At 71.7% G+C, this 15,858-nt stretch carries 13 protein-coding genes; 12 read left to right on the plus strand and 1 reads right to left on the minus strand.

The window, feature by feature from the left end; translation table 11 throughout:
* Nucleotides 1-635 precede the first annotated feature (635 nt).
* Nucleotides 636-1,592, plus strand: a complete 957-nt coding sequence (rsmH, locus tag ACZ67Q_RS10805) for a 16S rRNA (cytosine(1402)-N(4))-methyltransferase RsmH (protein WP_471179333.1) — start codon at nucleotides 636-638, stop codon at nucleotides 1,590-1,592.
* A gap of 188 nt (nucleotides 1,593-1,780) precedes the next feature.
* Here rsmH and ACZ67Q_RS10810 read toward each other — a convergent pair whose 3' ends face one another.
* A complete protein-coding gene (locus ACZ67Q_RS10810) occupies nucleotides 1,781-2,020 on the minus strand; it encodes a hypothetical protein (RefSeq protein WP_471179337.1) in 240 nt (79 codons plus the stop codon).
* A gap of 29 nt (nucleotides 2,021-2,049) precedes the next feature.
* Between ACZ67Q_RS10810 and ftsL the strand changes: the two genes are divergently transcribed.
* The 11 genes from ftsL (at nucleotide 2,050) to pgeF (ending at nucleotide 15,855) form a co-directional block, all read left to right on the plus strand.
* Nucleotides 2,050-2,616, plus strand: a complete 567-nt coding sequence (gene ftsL / locus ACZ67Q_RS10815; RefSeq protein WP_471179340.1) for a cell division protein FtsL — start codon at nucleotides 2,050-2,052, stop codon at nucleotides 2,614-2,616.
* Entirely contained in the window at nucleotides 2,606-4,579 is a 1,974-nt protein-coding gene (locus tag ACZ67Q_RS10820; protein ID WP_471179342.1) for a peptidoglycan D,D-transpeptidase FtsI family protein, read from the plus strand. Before ftsL ends, ACZ67Q_RS10820 begins: the two co-directional genes overlap by 11 nt.
* A gap of 282 nt (nucleotides 4,580-4,861) precedes the next feature.
* A complete protein-coding gene (locus ACZ67Q_RS10825; protein WP_471180095.1) occupies nucleotides 4,862-6,382 on the plus strand; it encodes a UDP-N-acetylmuramoyl-L-alanyl-D-glutamate--2,6-diaminopimelate ligase in 1,521 nt (506 codons plus the stop codon).
* Nucleotides 6,383-6,386: 4 nt separating this feature from the next.
* The gene (locus ACZ67Q_RS10830) at nucleotides 6,387-7,802 is read left to right on the plus strand and encodes a UDP-N-acetylmuramoyl-tripeptide--D-alanyl-D-alanine ligase (protein WP_471179345.1); all 1,416 of its coding nucleotides are present in this window, start codon (nucleotides 6,387-6,389) and stop codon (nucleotides 7,800-7,802) included.
* The gene (mraY, locus tag ACZ67Q_RS10835) at nucleotides 7,802-8,872 is read left to right on the plus strand and encodes a phospho-N-acetylmuramoyl-pentapeptide-transferase (protein ID WP_361632849.1); all 1,071 of its coding nucleotides are present in this window, start codon (nucleotides 7,802-7,804) and stop codon (nucleotides 8,870-8,872) included. The genes ACZ67Q_RS10830 and mraY overlap by 1 nt, the downstream gene beginning before the upstream one ends.
* Nucleotides 8,854-10,296, plus strand: coding sequence for a UDP-N-acetylmuramoyl-L-alanine--D-glutamate ligase (gene murD, locus ACZ67Q_RS10840; RefSeq protein WP_471179348.1), 1,443 nt, complete (start codon nucleotides 8,854-8,856; stop codon nucleotides 10,294-10,296). Before mraY ends, murD begins: the two co-directional genes overlap by 19 nt.
* 69 nt (nucleotides 10,297-10,365) lie before the next feature.
* A complete protein-coding gene (ftsW, locus tag ACZ67Q_RS10845) occupies nucleotides 10,366-11,727 on the plus strand; it encodes a putative lipid II flippase FtsW (RefSeq protein WP_361632784.1) in 1,362 nt (453 codons plus the stop codon).
* A gap of 6 nt (nucleotides 11,728-11,733) precedes the next feature.
* Nucleotides 11,734-12,831: an undecaprenyldiphospho-muramoylpentapeptide beta-N-acetylglucosaminyltransferase gene (gene murG / locus ACZ67Q_RS10850; protein ID WP_469809796.1), complete on the plus strand. Its 1,098-nt coding sequence runs from the start codon at nucleotides 11,734-11,736 to the stop codon at nucleotides 12,829-12,831.
* A 26-nt stretch (nucleotides 12,832-12,857) separates the two neighbouring features.
* Complete coding sequence (locus ACZ67Q_RS10855; RefSeq protein ID WP_471179353.1) at nucleotides 12,858-13,652, plus strand: cell division protein FtsQ/DivIB; 795 nt, start codon at nucleotides 12,858-12,860, stop codon at nucleotides 13,650-13,652.
* A gap of 278 nt (nucleotides 13,653-13,930) precedes the next feature.
* Entirely contained in the window at nucleotides 13,931-15,130 is a 1,200-nt protein-coding gene (ftsZ, locus tag ACZ67Q_RS10860; protein ID WP_471179356.1) for a cell division protein FtsZ, read from the plus strand.
* Nucleotides 15,127-15,855, plus strand: coding sequence for a peptidoglycan editing factor PgeF (gene pgeF, locus ACZ67Q_RS10865; protein ID WP_471179359.1), 729 nt, complete (start codon nucleotides 15,127-15,129; stop codon nucleotides 15,853-15,855). The genes ftsZ and pgeF overlap by 4 nt, the downstream gene beginning before the upstream one ends.
* Nucleotides 15,856-15,858 lie beyond the last annotated feature (3 nt).

The following is a 15,858-nucleotide window of genomic DNA, read 5'->3' on the forward strand; positions in this document are numbered from 1 at the left end:
GCGAAACCGGCCCACCCCGAATCACGGACACCCCGCGGAAAAGGTTCCGCGCGACGTCACAACCGCATTCTTGTTGCCGTTACCGGTTCGTGTCACTCGCCTGTGGACAACTGGCTGCGATATGTCGGGCCTTGCGGCCTTTCGGCCCTCGGAACGCCGGATTTCGCGAACGATGCGTGAGGAGAACGCGTGGGCGGCCGGGGAGCGGGTATCCGCTGGCGTCACGGCCATGCCTGTTCGCGCGGCCTCCGGACCCGTCATCACGTCACTTGGGTGCCGTGACCCACATGGGTAACGCGGGCGGTGCCGAACGGGTGTATTCGCCGATCCGGTGCTACCCGCGCGTGCCGGTGCGCGACGCGCAGGCCGGTTGATTGACCGCGAGACAGGGTGGACTAAAGTGACGCGAAGCGGGAGGCGAGGCCCTCCCCAGGGGACTTCCCGTCCCCCTAAGAACCCTGCAAGACCCCCGGCGTGCTGTCCGGAGATCTCCCACGTGCGCGGCGCGTACGTACGGCTCGGCCTCCTCCCGCTCCCGGTCGGCCGCCGCCGTGAGGCGTCGGTCGGCCTCCCCTTCTGGGAGCGGGCGGGGACCCGGCGGTGCGGAGCGTTCGCGCCGGACCTGAGAGGGCCCCTTGAGCCAGAGTCGACACGTCCCGGTGATGCTCCAGCGGTGTCTGGACCTGCTGGCGCCCGCCCTGCAGGAGCCGGGGGCGGTCGTCGTCGACTGCACCCTGGGCCTGGGCGGCCACAGCGAGGCGCTGCTGACCAGCTTCCCCGAGGCCCGGCTGATCGGCCTCGACCGCGACAAGGAGGCGCTGCGGCTGTCCGGTGAGCGGCTCGCGCCGTACCAGGACCGTGCCACGCTCGTGCACGCCGTCTACGACGAGCTGCCCGAGGTCCTCGACCGGCTCGGCATCGCGCGCGTGCAGGGTGTGCTGTTCGATCTGGGCGTCTCCTCCATGCAGCTGGACGAGGCCGACCGCGGGTTCGCCTACGCGCAGGACGCGCCGCTGGACATGCGCATGGACCAGACGACCGGCGTCAGCGCGGCCGAGGTGCTCAACACCTACCCGCCCGGCGAACTCGTCCGCATCCTGCGCGCCTACGGCGAGGAGAAGCAGGCCAAGCGGATCGTGGCCGCGATCGTGCGCGAGCGGGAGAAGGAGCCGTTCAGCAACAGCGCGCGGCTGGTGGAGCTGATCCGGGACGCGCTGCCGCAGGCCGCCAAGCGCACCGGCGGCAACCCGGCCAAGCGCACCTTCCAGGCGCTGCGCATCGAGGTCAACGGGGAGCTGTCGGTCCTGGAGCGGGCGATCCCGGCCGCGGTCAAGGCGCTCGCGGTGGGCGGACGCATCGCCGTCCTCTCCTACCACTCCCTGGAAGACCGGCTGGTCAAGCAGGTCTTCGCGGCCGGTGCCGCCTCCACCGCGCCGCCCGGGCTGCCCGTCGTGCCCGAGCGCTACCAGCCGCGGCTCAAGCTGCTCACCCGTGGTGCCGAACTTCCCACCGAGGAAGAGGTCGCCGAGAACCGCCGGGCGGCCCCCGCGCGGCTGCGCGGCGCCGAGCGCATCAGGGAGGACGTGGAGTGAGCCAGGCGACGGGGCGGGCGCGCGCGGGGACCGACCCCCGGCGGCCGGGGCCGACGACGGCCGAGACACCCGGCGGAGGCGTCAGCCCCCGCCGGTCACGGCCGGTCACAGCCCGGTCGGCCGGGCCGCGCGAGCCGGCCCCGTGGCCCGGGGCCGGCCCGGCCCCCACGCGCGCGGGAGCGCCCGCGTCACCCGGCGACCTGCGCGGTGCGGTGCACCGGGAGGGCGGCTGCCTCGTGCGTGGTGCGGTGCACCGGGAGGGCGGCTGCCTCGTGCGTGGTGCGGTCCACCGACAGGCCGACTGCCGCCGTGCGGTCCGAGCCGGGCGCACCACCCGCGCGCGGGTGGTCAGCCGCGCCTGCCGTCCGCCCCGGCGGACCGGCCTGCGCCCGCACTCCTGGTACGGCGCGGCAGCGACCGTGTGGCACAGCGGCGAGCGAACCCGGGGGAGGGGCGAGTGAGTGGGAAACCCCAGGTGAAGGGGCGGGCCGCGCGGCTCGCTCGGCTGTTTCCGGCCGCCGGGCGGGGGCAGGCGGCCCGTACGCCGTTCGTCCTGCTCGTCGTCCTGCTCCTCGGCGGCGGGCTCATCGGGCTCCTCGTGCTGAACTCCGCGCTCAGCGAGGGCTCGTTCAAGCTGGACGACCTGCAGAAGGACACCAAGTCGCTCACCGACGAGGAGCAGGCCCTGCAACGCGACGTGGACGCCTACTCCGCCCCCGAGGCCCTGCAGCGCCGCGCCCGCGAACTGGGCATGGTGCCGGGCGGCGACCCCGCCTTCCTCGGCCTCGACGGCACCGTCAAGGGCTTCCCCTCGCCCGCCGCCGCGGACCTGGAGGAGGAGGCCCCGCTCGTCCTCGCCCCGGAGGCCAAAACCACCGGCCGGGCACCGACGCCCACGGCCTCCCTTTCGGCCACCCCCTCCCCGGCGGCGACCGCCCCCGCGGCCACCGCCTCGCCGGCGGCCGCCACCACGCCCCAGACATCCCAGACGACGCCCCCGGCAGGTGACGGAAGTGGTCGATGACTTCGGCAGGAAACCGCCGCGCCGCCGCGTGCCCGGCCCCGCCCGCCCCGCCCGATCCGGGGCGGCCCGACGGCAGCCCGGCCCCGGTGGACGTCCGGCGCGCCGCCCCGGGCCGCCCCGCCAGGCCGCGCCCCCGCGCACGCTGAGGCTCGGCAGCCCGCGTCCCCGGCTGCGCCTGGTCGGCCTGGGCCTGACCCTCGTCATGGCCGCCTTCGTCTTCCGCCTGCTGCAGGTGCAGGCGGTCGACGCCAGCACCTACGCGGCCAAGGCCGAGCAGAACCGGTACGTCGTGCACACCCTCGCGGCCGAGCGCGGTGGCATCACCGACCGCAACGGCGTGGCCCTGGCGGCGAGTGTCGACGCCTACGACATCACCGCCGACCCCACGATGTTCACGCGCAAGCAGCTCAAGATCGACGACGGCCCCGAGCAGGCGGCGGCCCTGCTCGCCCCGATCCTCGGCCAGGACCAGGCAGCCCTGGTCAAGAAGTTGCGGCCGAAGGACAAGGACCTGCGCTATGTGCGGCTCGCCCTGAGCCGCACCCCGCAGGTTTGGACGCAGATCAAGGATCTCAGGCTCGCCCTCGCCAAGAAGGCCGAGACGGACAAGTCCACCGTCAACGTCCTGGCCGGCGTCTTCGCCGACCCCAGCAGCAAGCGGATCTACCCCAACGGCGACCTCGCCGCCGGGATACTGGGCTGGGTCAACGCCGACGGCCGGGGCGGCGGCGGCATCGAGCAGCAGCTGAACAAGACGCTCACGGGCAAGGACGGCAAGATCCGCTACGCCCAGTCCGGCGGCCGTCAGGTGCCGACCGCGGGCTCCACGGAGACGCCCGCCGTGCCCGGCTCCCAGGTCGAGCTGACCATCGACCGCGACATCCAGTGGGCCGCGCAGAACGCCATCACCGAGCAGGTGAAGAAGTCCAAGGCCGACCGCGGTTACGTCATCGTCCAGGACACCCGCACCGGCCAGATCCTCGCCATGGCCAACTCGCCCGGCTTCGATCCCGGCAACCTGCGGCACGCCAACCCGGCGGCGCTCGGCAACGCGGCCGTGCAGGACGCCTACGAGCCCGGCTCCACCGCGAAGGTGATGTCGATGGCCGCCGTGCTGGAGGAGAACGTCGCCACGCCGCTCACGCACGTCGTCGTGCCGAACCGGCTGCACCGCGGCGACCGGCTCTTCCAGGACGACATCGACCACGCCACCTGGTACCTGACGCTCAACGGTGTGCTCGCCAAGTCCTCCAACATCGGCACCATCCTCGCCACCGGCCAGCTCGGCAAGACCCAGCCGCAGGCGAACCAGGTGCTCTACTCCTATCTGCGCCGGTTCGGCATCGGCAGCTACAGCGGGCTCGACTTCCCCGGCGAGACCAAGGGCATCCTCGCGCCGCCCGGCCAGTGGTCGACCTCGCAGCAGTACACGATCCCTTTCGGCCAGGGCTTCTCCATCAACGCCATCCAGGCGGCGTCCGTCTACTCGACCATCGCCAACGGCGGCGTCCGCGTCGAACCCACCCTCGTCCGCGGCACCAAGGGGCCCGACGGGCGCTTCACCCCCGCAGCGAAGCCCGAGGTGAGAAGGGTCGTGAGCGCCAAGACAGCCAAGACGCTGGCCCAGATGCTGGAGTCGGTCGTGGACGACGAGCAGGGCACCGGCATCAAGGCGCGCATCCCCGGGTACCGAGTGGCGGGCAAGACCGGCACCGCCAACCGCGTGGATCCGGCCACCGGCCGCTACAAGGGCTACACGTCGTCCTTCGCCGGGTTCGCGCCCGCCGACAAGCCGCGCATCACCGTCTACTGCGCGATCCAGAACGCCACCGCGGGCAGCTACTTCGGCGGCCAGATCTGCGGTCCCATCTACAAGCAGGTGATGGAGTTCGCGCTCAAGACCCTCCAGGTCCCGCCGACCGGCGCCCACCCCGCGAACCTGCCCGTGTCCTACCAGCCCTGACCCCGCCCGCCTCCGGGACCGCCTCCCACCAGCCGTGACCCTGCCCGCCCCGGCACCGTCTCCCACCAGCCCCGACCCCCACCAGCCCCCTGCCCCCGACCCGGACCCGACCCCCTGCCGATCAGCGCGACCAGTCAGGAACGAGCCGTGACCATGATCACCCCCCAGCCCGGGAACCAGAACGCCTCCGGCCCCTCACTTCGCTCAGGGGCGGGTGCGCCCGGTACGCTCACCGCCGTGCCACACGCTGATCAGTCCCGAACCACCCAGAAGGGCGCTTCCGTGACCTACCCGGGACCGCCCCGGCCGGCCGAGGTCTCCGCCACACCCCTCGCGGACCTCGCCGACCAGCTGGGTATCCAGCAGCCGGAGAGCACCGCGGCGGTCACGGGCATCACCCACGACTCGCGCGCCGTCCGCCCCGGCGACCTGTACGCCGCACTGCCGGGCGCCCGCCTGCACGGCGCCGACTTCGTCACCCAGGCCGCGAGCCTGGGCGCGGCCGCGGTGCTGACCGACCCGACCGGCGTCGAGCGCGCCGCGGCCACCGGCCTGCCGGTCCTGGTGGTCGACGACCCGCGCGGACGGATGGGCGAACTGGCTGCCACGCTCTACGGCCACCCGGGCCGGGACCTGCTCCAGATCGGCATCACCGGCACCTCCGGCAAGACCACCACCGCCTATCTCGTCGAGGGCGGCCTGAAGACCGCCCGCACCACCGGGCTCATCGGGACCGTCGAGATGCGCATCGGCGAGGAGCGCATCAAGTCCGAGCGCACCACCCCCGAAGCCACCGACCTGCAGGCGCTGTTCGCGGTGATGCGCGAGCGCGGCGTCGAGGCGGTCGCCATGGAGGTCTCCAGCCACGCCCTGGTGCTCGGCCGGGTCGACGGCTGTGTCTTCGACATCGCCGTCTTCACCAACCTCAGCCCGGAACACATGGAGTTCCACTCCGACATGGAGGACTACTTCCGGGCCAAGGCACAGCTGTTCACGCCGCACCGCAGCAAACGCGGCGTGGTCAACCTCGACGACGACTACGGCCGCCGGCTGGCCAAGGAGGCGACCGTCCCGGTCGTCACCTACTCCGCCGAGGGCCATCCCGACGCCGACTGGCGCGCCGAGGACGTCGAGGTCGGCACCATGGACTCGACGTTCACCGTCGTCGGCCCCGACGGGCAGCGCATCCGGGGCAAGTCGCCGCTGGCGGGCCCCTTCAACGTGGCGAACACCCTCGCCGCGCTCGTCGCCCTCGCCACGGCCGGCCTCGACCCGCAGGCCGCCGCCGACGGCATCGCCGCCGTACCCGGTGTGCCGGGCCGTCTGGAGCGCGTCGACGCCGGGCAGCCCTACCTCGCCGTCGTCGACTACGCCCACAAGACCGACGCCGTCGAGTCGGTGCTCAAGGCGCTGCGCAAGGTCACCAAGGGCCGGCTGCACGTCGTGCTGGGCTGCGGCGGCGACCGGGACAAGACCAAGCGCGCGCCGATGGGCGCCGCCATGGCGCGGCTCGCCGACACCGCCGTACTGACCTCCGACAACCCCCGCTCCGAGGACCCGCTCGCGATCCTCGCGACCATGCTCCAGGGCGCGGCCTCGGTGCCCGCGCACGAGCGCGGCGAGGTCGTCCTCTTCGAGGACCGGGCCGCCGCGATCGCCGCGGCCGTGGACCGCGCGCAGCCCGGGGACACCGTGCTGGTCGCGGGCAAGGGCCACGAGCAGGGGCAGGACATCGCCGGGGTGGTCCGTCCCTTCGACGACCGCCAGGTGCTTCGCGAAGCAATCCAGAAGACCCAGGGATGAACCAGTGATCGCCCTCTCCCTCGCCGAGATCGCAAGCGTCGTCGGCGGGCAGACGTACGACATACCGGACCCGTCGGTGCAGGTGACCGGGCCGGTGGTCCGGGACTCCCGCGAGGTGGAGCCCGGCAGCCTCTTCGTCGCCTTCGTCGGCGAGCGCGTCGACGGCCACGACTTCGCGGCGCAGGTCGCCTCGGCGGGCGCGGCGGCCGTTCTCGGCTCGCGCCCCGTCGGCGTGCCCGCGATCGTCGTGGACGACGTCCAGCGCGCCCTCGGCGCCCTCGCCCGCCATGTCGTACGACGCCTCGGCGCGACCCTCGTCGCGCTGACCGGTTCGGCGGGCAAGACCAGCACCAAGGACCTCATCGCGCAGGTCCTCCAGCGCAAGGCGCCGACGGTGTTCACGCCCGGCTCGCTCAACAACGAGATCGGGCTGCCGCTGACCGCCCTGTCCGCCACCGAGGAAACGCGGTTCCTGGTGCTGGAGATGGGCGCGCGCGGCATCGGGCACATCCGCTACCTCACCGAACTGACCCCGCCGCGGATCGGCCTCGTCCTCAACGTCGGCTCCGCCCACATCGGCGAGTTCGGCGGCCGCGAGCAGATCGCCCAGGCCAAGGGCGAACTGGTGGAGTCCCTGCCGACCGAGGCGGAGGGCGGCGTCGCCGTCCTCAACGCCGACGACCCCTATGTCCGCGCCATGGCCTCCCGAACCAAGGCGAAGGTGCTCTTCTTCGGTGAGTCCGACGAAGCGGACGTACGCGCCGAGAACGTGCGACTCACGGACACCGGACAGCCTTCCTTCAGGCTTCTCACACCCTCCGGTGCAAGCGATGTGACCATGCGCCTGTACGGTGAGCACCACGTGTCGAACGCGCTCGCCGCGGCCGCCGTCGCCCATGAGCTGGGCATGTCCGCGGAAGAGATCGCCACCGCGCTCTCCGAGGCGGGCTCCCTCTCCCGGTGGCGCATGGAGGTCACCGAGCGCCCGGACGGCGTGACCATCGTCAACGACGCCTACAACGCCAACCCCGAGTCCATGAAGGCCGCTCTGCGCGCGCTGGTGGCCATGGGCAAGGGGCGGCGGACCTGGGCGGTGCTCGGCAAGATGGCCGAGCTCGGGGACGAGGCGCTCGCCGAGCACGACGCGGTCGGACGGCTCGCCGTCCGGCTCAATGTCGGCAAGCTCGTCGCGGTCGGCGGCAGGGAAGCCGCCTGGCTGCAACTGGGCGCATATAACGAGGGTTCGTGGGGTGAGGAGTCGGTGCACGTGTCCGACGCACAGGCGGCGGTCGACCTGTTGCGCAGCGAGTTGCGCCCGGGGGACGTCGTACTCGTGAAGGCGTCGCGTTCGGTCGGTCTGGAGGCGGTCGCGCAGGCGCTGCTCGAGACCGGTGCCGAGGGTGAGGTTGCCGCCCGATGATGAAGCAGATCCTGTTCGCAGGAGTCATTGGCCTCTTCCTCACCCTGGTCGGCACCCCGCTGCTGATCAAACTGCTCGCCCGCAAGGGATACGGCCAGTACATCCGCGACGACGGTCCGCGCGAGCACGCCAGCAAGCGCGGCACGCCGACCATGGGCGGTATCGCGTTCATCCTGGCGACGGTCGCCGCCTACTTCCTCGCCAAGGTCATCACCGGCTACGCGCCGACGTACTCGGGCGTGCTGGTCCTCGGCCTGATGGTCGGCATGGGCCTGGTCGGCTTCCTCGACGACTACATCAAGATCGTCAAGCGGCGCTCGCTGGGTCTGCGGGCCAAGGCCAAGATGGCCGGCCAGCTGATCGTCGGCATCGCCTTCGCCGTGCTCTCCCTGCAGTTCGCCGACGCCCGCGGCAACACCCCGGCGTCCACGAAGCTGTCCTTCATCACCGACTTCGGCTGGACGATCGGTCCGGTGCTGTTCGTCGTGTGGGCGCTGTTCATGATCCTGGCGATGTCCAACGGCGTGAACCTCACCGACGGTCTGGACGGTCTGGCCACCGGCGCGTCCGTGCTGGTCTTCGGCGCCTACACCTTCATCGGCGTCTGGCAGTTCCAGGAGTCCTGCGCCAACGCGCTCACCCTCACCAACCCGGGCGCCTGCTACGAGGTGCGTGACCCGCTCGACCTCGCCGTGGTGTCCTCCGCGCTGATGGGCGCCTGCCTCGGCTTCCTGTGGTGGAACACGTCGCCCGCCAAGATCTTCATGGGGGACACGGGCTCGCTCGCCCTCGGCGGTGTGCTCACCGGTCTGGCCATCCTCTCCCGCACGGAGCTGCTGGTGGCCATCATGGGCGGCCTGTTCGTCCTCATCACCATGTCGGTCGTCATCCAGGTCGGCTCCTTCCGGCTCACCGGGAAGCGCGTCTTCCGGATGGCGCCACTCCAGCACCACTTCGAACTCAAGGGCTGGTCCGAGGTCCTTGTGGTGGTCCGCTTCTGGATCATCCAGGGCATCTGTGTGATCGTCGGACTGGGCCTCTTCTACGCGGGATGGGCAGCGGACAAGTGACCTCCTCGGTGTCCCCGGACTTCCAGGGCAAGCGCATCACCGTCGCCGGACTCGGCGTCTCCGGCGTCCCGGCGGCCAAGGTGCTCAACGCGCGCGGGGCGATCGTCACGGTCGTCGACGACGGCGACGACGCACGCGCGCGTGAGCAGGCCGCCGAGCTGGAGGCGCTCGGTGTCACCGTGCGCCTCGGTGACGGCGACACCCTGCCCGAGGGCACCGAGCTGATCGTCACCGCGCCGGGCTGGAAGCCCACCAAGCCGCTCTTCCAGGCCGCCGAGAAGGCCGGCGTGGAAGTATGGGGCGACGTGGAGCTCGCCTGGCGGCTGCGCGGCCCCGACGCGGCCCCCTGGCTGTGCGTGACCGGCACCAACGGCAAGACCACCACCGTGCAGATGCTGGCCTCCATCCTGAAGGCCGCCGGGCTGCGCACCGCCGCCGTCGGCAACATCGGCGTCTCCCTGCTCGACGCCGTCCTCGGCGAGGAGACCTACGACGTCCTCGCCGTGGAGCTGTCCAGCTACCAGCTGCACTGGGCGCCCTCGCTGCGCGCCCACTCCGCCGCCGTGCTCAACCTCGCCCCGGACCACCTGGACTGGCACGGCTCCATGGAGGCGTACGCGCGCGACAAGGGCCGCATCTACGAGGGCAACCGCGTCGCCTGCGTCTACAACGTCGATGCCACCGACAAACCGTCGACCGAGGACCTGGTGCGCGAGGCGGACGTCGAAGAGGGCTGCCGCGCCATCGGGTTCACGCTCGGCACCCCCGGGCCGTCCCAACTCGGCGTCGTGGAGGGCATCCTCGTCGACCGCGCCTTCGTCGAGAACCGGCAGAAGAACGCCCAGGAGCTCGCCGAGGTCTCCGACGTCAACCCGCCCGCCCCGCACAACATCGCCAACGCCCTGGCCGCTGCGGCGCTCGCCCGCGCCTTCGGCGTGGAGCCCCGCGCCGTCCGCGACGGTCTGCGGAACTTCCGCCCGGACGCGCACCGCATCGCGCTCGTCGCGGACGTGGACGGCGTCGCCTACGTCGACGACTCCAAGGCCACCAACACGCACGCCGCACAGGCCTCGTTGGCGGCATATGAGTCGATCGTATGGATTGCGGGCGGTCTGGCGAAGGGTGCGACGTTCGACGAGCTGGTCGCGGGGGCCGCGAAGCGGCTGCGCGGCGTCGTCCTCATCGGCGCCGATCGGGCCCTCATCCGGGAGGCCCTCGCGCGACACGCCCCGGAAGTACCCGTCGTCGACCTCGACCGGACCGACACTGGGGCGATGCTCCAGGCTGTCCAGGAGGCCCAGCGGCTCGCGGAGCCCGGCGACACGGTGCTGCTCGCCCCGGCCTGCGCCTCCATGGACATGTTCGCCAACTACAACCAGCGCGGCGACGCGTTCGCCCAGGCCGTGTCCGAACTCGGCGCCTGACCCGGCCGCCTGGCGCCGGGCGACCTCGGGAGGGACGCGTGGGACGCGCGATGTGCAGCGGAGGCGCTGATGCCCAGTAGCCGTACCGGCCGGCCGCCCGTGCAGCGGGCCGCGCGCCGGCCCCCCGCCCCCCGCCCGCCGCGAGACAACGCCGTCACCCGGGCGTACGCGCGGGCCCGGCGGGCCTGGGACCGGCCGCTGACCGCCTACTACCTGATCGTCGGCGGCAGCGCGCTGATCACCGTGCTCGGCCTGGTGATGGTCTACTCGGCCTCCCAGATCACCGCGCTGCAGATGGGGCTGACCGGCTCGTACTTCTTCCGCAAGCAGCTGCTGGCCGCCGTCCTCGGCGGGGCGCTGCTGTTCGCCGCGTCCCGGATGCCGGTGAAACTGCACCGGGGGCTCGCCTACCCGATCCTCGCGGGCGCGGTCTTCCTCATGGCCCTGGTGCAGGTGCCGGGGATAGGGATGGCGGTCAACGGCAACCAGAACTGGATCTCCCTCGGCGGCTCCTTCCAGATCCAGCCCAGTGAGTTCGGCAAGCTGGCGCTCGTGCTGTGGGGCGCCGACCTCATGGCGCGCAAGCAGGACAAGAACCTGCTCAACCAGTGGAAGCACATGCTGGTCCCGCTGGTGCCGATGGCGTTCCTGCTGCTCGGGCTGATCATGCTCGGCGGCGACATGGGCACGGCGATCATCCTCACCGCGATCCTGTTCGGCGTGCTGTGGCTCGCGGGGGCGCCGACCCGGATGTTCGTCGGCGTGCTGTCCGTGGCGGCCACCCTCGGTGTGATCCTGATCAAGACCAGCCCCAACCGGATGGCCCGCCTGGCCTGCATCGGCGCCACCGACCCCGGGCCCGGGGACAGCTGCTGGCAGGCCGTGCACGGGATCTACGCCCTCGCCTCGGGCGGACTGTTCGGTTCCGGGCTGGGTGCCAGTGTGGAAAAATGGGGCCAACTCCCCGAAGCGCACACCGACTTCATCTTCGCCGTCACCGGTGAGGAACTGGGTCTGGCGGGGACGCTGTCGGTCCTCGCCCTGTTCGCGGCTCTAGGCTATGCGGGTATCCGCGTGGCCGGACGCACGGAGGACCCCTTCGTGAGGTACGCCGCGGGAGGCGTGACCACCTGGATCACCGCCCAGGCGGTGATCAACATCGGTGCGGTGCTCGGTCTGCTGCCGATCGCCGGTGTCCCGCTCCCGCTGTTCTCCTACGGGGGTTCCGCCCTGCTGCCGACCATGTTCGCCATCGGGCTGCTGATCGCCTTCGCGCGTGACGATCCCGCTGCGCGGGCGGCGCTTGCGCTGCGGCAACCCCGTTTTGGTAGAAAGCGGGGGGCCGGGGGCTCCGGGTCGGCCCGGAGCGCCCGGAGTTGGAACACGATGCGACGGCGTGCCTCGGCGGCGCGTTCGTCCGGAGAGCGGTGAATTTCGGTGCATGTCGTACTCGCCGGCGGGGGCACCGCGGGCCACATCGAGCCCGCGCTCGCCCTCGCGGACGCCCTGCGCAGGCAGGACCCGACCGTGGGGATCACAGCCCTGGGCACGGAGCGCGGCCTGGAGACCACGCTCGTGCCGCAGCGGGGCTACGAGCTCGCGCTGATCCCCGCGGTACCGCTGCCACGCAAGCCCACCCCCGAGCTGATCACCGTCCCGGGCCGGCTGCGCGGCACGATCAAGGCGGCCGAGCAGATCCTGGAGCGCACCAAGGCGGACGCCGTGGTCGGCTTCGGCGGGTACGTCGCCCTGCCCGGCTACCTCGCCGCCAAGCGCCTCGGCGTGCCGATCGTGATCCACGAGGCGAACGCCCGCCCGGGCCTGGCCAACAAGATCGGCTCGCGGTACGCCGCGCAGGTCGCCGTCGCCACCCCGGACAGCAAGCTCAGGAACGCGCGCTACATCGGCATCCCGCTACGCCACTCCATCGCCACCCTGGACCGGGCCGCCGTCCGTCCCGAGGCGCGCGCGATGTTCGGCCTCGACCCCAACCTGCCGACGCTGCTGGTCTCCGGCGGCTCGCAGGGCGCCCGGCGCCTCAACGAGGTGGTCCAGCAGGTCGCACCCTGGCTCCAGCAGGCCGGCATCCAGATCCTGCACGCGGTCGGCCCGAAGAACGAACTGCCGCAGGTCCACCAGATGCCGGGAATGCCCCCCTACATCCCGGTAAGTTACCTGGACAGGATGGACCTCGCGTACGCCGCGGCCGACATGATGCTCTGCCGCGCGGGCGCGATGACCGTCGCCGAACTCTCCGCCGTCGGACTCCCGGCCGCCTACGTCCCGCTGCCCATCGGCAACGGCGAGCAGCGGCTGAACGCCCAGCCGGTGGTCAAGGCCGGTGGCGGTCTGCTGGTCGACGACGCGGACCTCACCCCGGAGTGGGTGCAGCAGAACGTCCTGCCCGTCCTCGCCGACCCGCACCGGCTGTACCAGATGTCCCGCGCCGCCGCCGAGTTCGGCCGCCGGGACGCCGACGACCTCCTCGTCGGCATGGTGTACGAGGCGATCGCCGCCCATCGTGCACACCGTTAGGCACGTATGACGAAAGGGCAGGGAGCGTGGCCGGACCGACGACCGCCGAGCGCGGGGAACGCCAGCAGGAGTCGTCCGGCCCGCCCCTGGTCCGCAGACTGGGGCGGCGCCGCCTTCGTGTGATCATCGCATCCGCGCTGGCCTTCGTCCTGGTCGCGACGGGAGCCCTGTGGGCGCTCTACGGGTCCCAGTGGCTGCGGGTGGAGCGGGTCACCGTCTCCGGCACCCGGGAGCTGACACCGCAGGAGGTCCGCGAGGTGGCGCGGGTGCCGCTCGGGGAGCCCCTGGCGTCGGTCGACACCGACGAGATCGAGACGCGACTGCGCCGGAAACTGCTGCGCATCGACACGGTGGACGTCGCGCGTTCCTGGCCGCACGGAATCACACTGAAAGTGACCGAGCGGACTCCGGTTCTTCTCGTGCAAAACGGGAGGAAGTTCATGGAAGTGGACGCGGAAGGCGTCCGTTTTGCCATGATTTCCGAGCCGATTAAAGGCGTTCCGCTGCTGCAATTGATGACCGCGCAACCGGGTTCCGCCACTGCGAGCCTGCGCCGTTTCGGCGAGGGCCGGCTGGTGCGCGCGGCGGTGTCCGTGGCGGGCTCCCTCCCGGCCGCCGTCGCGCACGAGACCCGGGTGGTCAAGGTCCGCTCCTACGACGACATCTCGCTGGAGTTGGGCGGCAACCGTACGGTGGCCTGGGGGAGTGCCGAGAAGGGGCCCCTGAAGGCCCGTACCCTCACCGCGCTGATGAAAGCCGCCCCGCGTGCACGGCACTTCGACGTGAGCGTTCCCACCGCCCCCGCGTCAGCGGGGAGTTGACGCACATCAGCGCAGGCCAGCACCCTGGTTGGGCAGCGCTACGGCTGATCACATAGGGTGAAAAGAAAAACGGGAGGTTCGGCGTGTTCGTTGAACGTGCGCCACTTGTCGACTTAGTGTCCTGTTCAGAAGACTCCAAGGAACGGACACACTGGTAACCCTAAACTTCAGGGTTAGGGTTCGGGTCGGCGATTCGGACCGTCCCATTCGGCATCAGTCGCCGGAGCGCGCCACAACGCGATACGGCGACACGTAACTCGAGGCGAGAGGCCTTCGACGTGGCAGCACCGCAGAACTACCTCGCAGTCATCAAAGTCATCGGTGTCGGCGGCGGTGGTGTCAATGCCATCAACCGGATGATCGAGGTCGGTCTCAAGGGCGTCGAGTTCATCGCCATCAACACCGACGCGCAAGCTCTGTTGATGAGCGACGCCGACGTCAAGCTCGACGTCGGCCGTGAACTCACCCGGGGACTCGGCGCCGGAGCCAATCCGGCCGTCGGCCGCAAGGCCGCCGAGGATCACCGCGAGGAGATCGAGGAGGTCCTCAAGGGGGCCGACATGGTCTTCGTGACGGCCGGTGAAGGCGGCGGCACCGGCACCGGCGGCGCACCCGTCGTGGCCAACATCGCGCGCTCGCTGGGCGCCCTCACCATCGGCGTGGTCACACGCCCGTTCACCTTCGAGGGGCGGCGCCGCGCGAACCAGGCCGAGGACGGCATCGCCGAACTCCGCGAAGAGGTCGACACCCTCATCGTCATCCCCAACGACCGGCTGCTGTCCATCTCGGACCGCCAGGTCTCGGTCCTGGACGCCTTCAAGTCCGCCGACCAGGTCCTGCTCTCCGGTGTCCAGGGCATCACCGACCTCATCACCACCCCCGGCCTGATCAACCTCGACTTCGCCGACGTCAAGTCGGTCATGTCCGAGGCCGGTTCGGCGCTGATGGGCATCGGCTCGGCCCGCGGCGACGACCGCGCGGTGGCCGCGGCCGAGATGGCGATCTCCTCCCCGCTGCTGGAGGCGTCCATCGACGGCGCCCGCGGTGTGCTGCTGTCCATCTCCGGCGGCTCCGACCTCGGCCTGTTCGAGATCAACGAGGCCGCCCAGCTGGTCAGCGAGGCCGCCCACCCCGAGGCCAACATCATCTTCGGCGCCGTCATCGACGACGCCCTCGGCGACGAGGTCCGGGTCACCGTGATCGCGGCCGGCTTCGACGGGGGCCAGCCCCCGGCCAAGCGGGACAACGTCCTCGGCTCCTCCTCGGCCAAGCGCGAGGAGCCGACCCCGGTGCGGCAGCCCGAGAGCCGGCCGACCTTCGGCTCGCTCGGCAGCGTCAAGCCGAAGGAGGAGCCGGAGCCCGCTCCCGCTCCCGAGCCGGCGCCCGACATCCCGGTCGCCCCGCCCATCACCCCGGCGCCGCGCAGCTACTCGGACAGCGCGGCCGAGGAACTGGACGTCCCGGACTTCCTGAAGTGATAGGACAGCGCGACACCGTGAACGGCGCGCACTTCGCCTTCACCGACCGGTGGGGCGGGGTGAGCGCCGTTCCGTACGAGGAGCTCAACCTCGGCGGCGCGGTAGGCGACGACCCCGACGCCGTGACCACCAACCGCGCGCTGGCAGCCAAGTCCCTGGGGCTGGAGGCGGCGCGGGTGGTGTGGATGAACCAGGTGCACGGCGACGACGTCGCCGTGGTCGACGAGCCGTGGGGCGAGCGGCCCGTGCCGCAGGTGGACGCGATCGTCACCACCCGGCGCGGCCTCGCCCTCGCCGTGCTCACCGCCGACTGCACCCCCGTGCTGCTCGCCGACCCGGTCGCCGGGGTCGTCGCCGCGGCCCACGCCGGCCGGCCCGGCATGGTCGCCGGGGTCGTGCCCGCCGCGCTACGCGCGATGATGGACCTGGGTGCCGAACCGTCCCGGATCGTCGCCCGCACCGGACCCGCGGTGTGCGGCCGGTGCTACGAGGTGCCCGAGGAGATGCGTGCCGAAGTGGTCGCCGTCGAACCGGCGGCGTACGCCGAGACGAGCTGGGGCACTCCGGCGCTCGATGTGAGCGCCGGCGTACACGCGCAGCTCGAGCGGCTCGGGGTGCGCGACCGGGAGCACTCGCCGGTGTGCACGCGCGAGTCGCGCGACCACTTCTCGTACCGCCGCGACCGCACCACCGGGCGGCTCGCGGGCTATGTGTGGCTGGACTGATGG

Source organism: Streptomyces sp. NPDC036813, from assembly GCF_055609245.1.